The sequence below is a fragment of the Chryseobacterium sp. 2TAF14 genome (assembly GCF_052115105.1).
In the GTDB taxonomy this organism is placed as follows: Bacteria; Bacteroidota; Bacteroidia; order Flavobacteriales; family Weeksellaceae; genus Chryseobacterium.
This window is the reverse complement of sequence record NZ_JBFRGA010000277.1, coordinates 1-3,967: the sequence shown is the minus strand read 5'-3', so window position 1 is coordinate 3,967 and position 3,967 is coordinate 1. Positions and strand designations below refer to the sequence as shown.

At 35.1% G+C, this 3,967-nt stretch carries 3 protein-coding genes; all 3 read right to left on the bottom strand.

The genetic code is table 11. The features are described 5' to 3' along the window. Positions 1 to 1,309 (bottom strand): hypothetical protein (locus AB4Y90_RS17395; RefSeq protein ID WP_441558827.1); only part of this gene is annotated, 1,309 nt, incomplete at its 3' end. Positions 1,310 to 1,391: 82 nt separating this feature from the next. Next, positions 1,392 to 2,549, bottom strand: a complete 1,158-nt coding sequence (locus AB4Y90_RS17390) for a hypothetical protein (protein WP_441558826.1) — start codon at positions 2,547 to 2,549, stop codon at positions 1,392 to 1,394. A 6-nt stretch (positions 2,550 to 2,555) separates the two neighbouring features. Next, positions 2,556 to 3,967 (bottom strand): T9SS type A sorting domain-containing protein (locus AB4Y90_RS17385; RefSeq protein WP_441558825.1); only part of this gene is annotated, 1,412 nt, incomplete at its 5' end.

Sequence of the window (3,967 nt, the reverse complement as noted above, 5' to 3'; positions counted from 1 at the left end):
AATCTCTAGTGTTGAATGTGGTAGTTTCAGAGGTCTGTATCGTTTTTCCGTTAAGATGTTCTGTAGTTTCAGAATGATTTGGATTGACTTTGCCTACAATTTCAGTATTATTAGTAATTGAAATCATAGTAGAAGGATCAGAATCACCACAATAAGCGCTGTTTAAAACATTCGGATTATAATTATATATACATGTGCTTATATATGACTCATAAGTTGGAAATATACCTCCATATATATATTCGGTGAAAGGAGTATTTCTGTTTCTCAAACTGATACCGGTAATTTTTTCAGTATCATAAATGGAGAATTGATTACTTTTTGTAGATAATAAAGTATTGCTGTTATCTCTTTTTTGTTCAGTTTTTAAAAGCCCTCTTTTATAATCGTAATTAGCTACCGGTACAAACGGAGCTCCTGTAACATAATCTGGATTAGGTTCATCAATCGGAGATGTATAAGTGTACTGAGAGAAACCTTTATCTGTTTCTGAAACTTTTACATTCTGATATCCCACATCCGAACCTTGTGTTTTCTGAACCGGAATGAAATTTCCTGATGAAAAGATCGTAAAATTGTTGCTATAATAATACTTGCATAAACTGCCATTACCGCCACATGAATAAACGAAATCATTGTAATAACTATAATCATAATTATATATTGGTTTAGGAAAAACCAAAGCTCCGCTGCTTTTCGCAGAATTATTAGGATCGTTATAAGAAAAATTAACCTTTTTTGCAGGTAAAGCATCGGTTGGCTTATCGAAATAGCTGATGCTGTTAATTCTTATTCCTCCTCCGTTCAGCCACTGTTTCTGTACAGGATTTTTAGATTTGTAAGCAAAATCAATATTGGCTGTACCCTGATCATTCATATTCGTCCATATAAATTTAAATCTATAAGCATATCCTGCATCAAGGGTAAATTCTTTATTATACATATTATGCATTGCGCTGCTTTGAAGAACCTGATTGTTAGGGCCCAGTTTATCCAAATACAAGAATCCTATTGCGTTATCATTATTTAAAACCTCAGATTTTTCTATAATCAATGTTCTGTTCTGTGGATCTGATCCTAAATTATGATATGCTTCCACAGGGAATGTACTTTGTAAACTGATATTGGAAGTCGCGCTATATATCCAGTTTTCAACATTTTCATCAAAATTATTTATAGGTGTACCCGTGTGATCAAAAGAATATGTATTTGTTCCAAAATCAAAAGCTCTCATCCCTCCACTAGGTAGCTTTATACTTTCTAAAATATTAATTTTAATACATGCCGGAGATGCCTCTTTGGCAAGCAAAGGATTGGCATAAGGACGCGGACAATTAAACCATTCCCAATAATCTTTTCCTAATACAGAATTATTAGTATTTGCACTATAATTATGTTCTACCTTGCAAGTAAGAAAAATTAATTATTCCTTTACCAAGTATTCGGATATTTTGCAGATTTCTTACTGTTGTAATTGTCGATACGGTATTTGTTTCGTTCATTGCCGGAATTTCCTTATCAAATTGTATTCTTACAGGGTAAGGTAGTAATGTAGAATCGTCATCAGGAAATTCTTTGGTTCTGCTGATGTTTGAATTATCTGTATAAAATACTTGTTGTGAAGGATTATAATCAAATTCTACAAGAGCAACATTTGAAGCATCAGATACTTTACTAAGATGAAAAGCAGATGGAGTTGAGCCTAAGTTGGCTGCATTTGTATTGAGATCTCCACCAAAAGTTTGTTTATTCGTTAATGATGATCTGGATGATTTTTCTAATACATCAAATAAATATTTATTTCCGGATTCATCTGTAATTATAAATTCAGCTGCCTCAAAACTGTTATTAGGATTATAAGAATTTATTGCAATTTTAAGGTTGTTTTTATCTAATTTATCAACAAATAATTCATTATTAGAATTCTTTTTGATGATAAATCTGCCGGTATAACCCATAAAATTATATTGATAAAGATCATACTCTGTATCATATTTATTTAAAAATGCTGATTCATAGAATAACTTCTTATATTTTTCCATATCAGCATTGTCAATACCTGTTCCCGATATAGCATCTAAATATTTTCGGGTATAATTTTTTGTCGAATAATTAGAAGTAAATTCATCGAAATAAATTCCTACTGTTGGTTGTCCACCAAAAGACGCCAAAACAGCTTGATCATCCGGTGTTCCTCTTACAGTTCTTGTAATACTGCCTCCTGCAAACAAACTCCATCCTAAACCAACTTCCCCTGATTTGTCATCGGGTTTTGCATTCAGCGGATGATAATTCAAAGATACATTCATTGCGATTTGAGGATTTGATGTAGGAATACCTGCAATAGGAATCTTGATATCTGGAATACCGGTGTAATTGCTTACCGGCACTTCTTCAAATTTCATTAAATTATTTGCTGTTGGGGCAGCAGGGTACAATTGTTTAATATTCTCCATTGGATTCCCTACAGATCCCGTATTTGGATTTGATGCTTGTGCATTTAAGCTATTGGTTAATATAACGCCTGCACAAATTATTATTTTTCTCATGTGTTTTTATTTTTTAATCAGTTTCGCATTCGCAGTTTTCTCATCATCCGTTTTCACCACAACCAGGTAAGCCCCCTGAATCAGATTCTGCGTATTTATTTTTGTCACTTTATTCTTTGTTTTCAAACTCTGAAGCTGTCTTCCTCCCATATCATAAATAATGATCTCTGCCTCAAACGCTCCGGCTCTCAAACCCTCAAACCCAATCTCCACATAACAATAATCTGAAACAGGGTTAGGATAAATTTTAATGTTTTGCTTTTCGATCAACTGGTCAATCTGCTGATCACCCAATTTTACAATCTTCCAGTTCTCTTTTCCCAATTCTTCGGCACTCGTTCCTGCCAAAACAATAGAACCGTCCTTATTCATCTTCAGGTCAGAAAGCCTTTCCTCTTTCTTTCTCGATTCGCCATTTACATGCTTTCGCCATTGCTCATTTCCGTCATTATCAATGTACATCATCCAGAAAGTCTCGTCATCTGCCTCAATTCTTCCTTCCGCCTGAGTATAACCGCCCAGTAAAATGCCTTTAGTTCCTTCGACTCCGCTCAGGATGACATCTTTATTCTTTTCTCTTTTATCTTGGCTCTTATTAATCACATTCATCCCCATCAGAATATCACGGTTCTTAAAATTATAAGATTTCTGCCACTGCTCTTCACCTTTTGTATTTAAAGAGATCAACCATACATCGGTTCCTTCCTCAATTCCTACGGTCTTGTTTCCTGACTTTTCAGATCTCGATTCTCCACCAATAATATAACCTGAAGAAGTAAAAACCATGGTTCTCAAATGATCATCACCCTTACCTCCGAAATTCTTTTCCCATTCTATTTTGTTGTCTTTGCTGAGCTTGATCACCCAAAAATCCCCCTCCCCGAAATTTTCAGTAGACTTTGGATAATTAATAAATGATAATTGATCATTGATTTTATCATTCATCATTGATGTTTTATCATTAATAGATTTTCCGCTCCTCGAATAAACGCCCAACAACGCTCCTCCATCCGGAGTAGGGATCATTTTTTCCACCTCATCCAATCCTCTTCCGCCTAAAATTAATTCTGAAACAACTTTTCCTTTTTTATCAAGTCTCGTTACTATCACGTCTTTAGATCCGAAACCGTTAGCTGCATTCTGAACATTTCCGGCGACCATAAATCCGAAATCAGCAGTCTGAATCACCGATCTTGCTTCTTCATCCTGAGCAGTTCCTAAAGTTTTCTGCCAAAGTTCATCTCCAAATTCGTTGATCCGGATCAGCCAGATATCGGATCCTCCTTTAGAAGCATCTTTTTTATCCAGACCTTTTCCGGAAAAAGACGTACCCGCCAGAAGAAATCCGCCTTCCTGCGTTGCCACCGTTGCCGAAAGAAAGTCATGGTTTTGTCCTGAGAAATACTTTTCCCATGCTT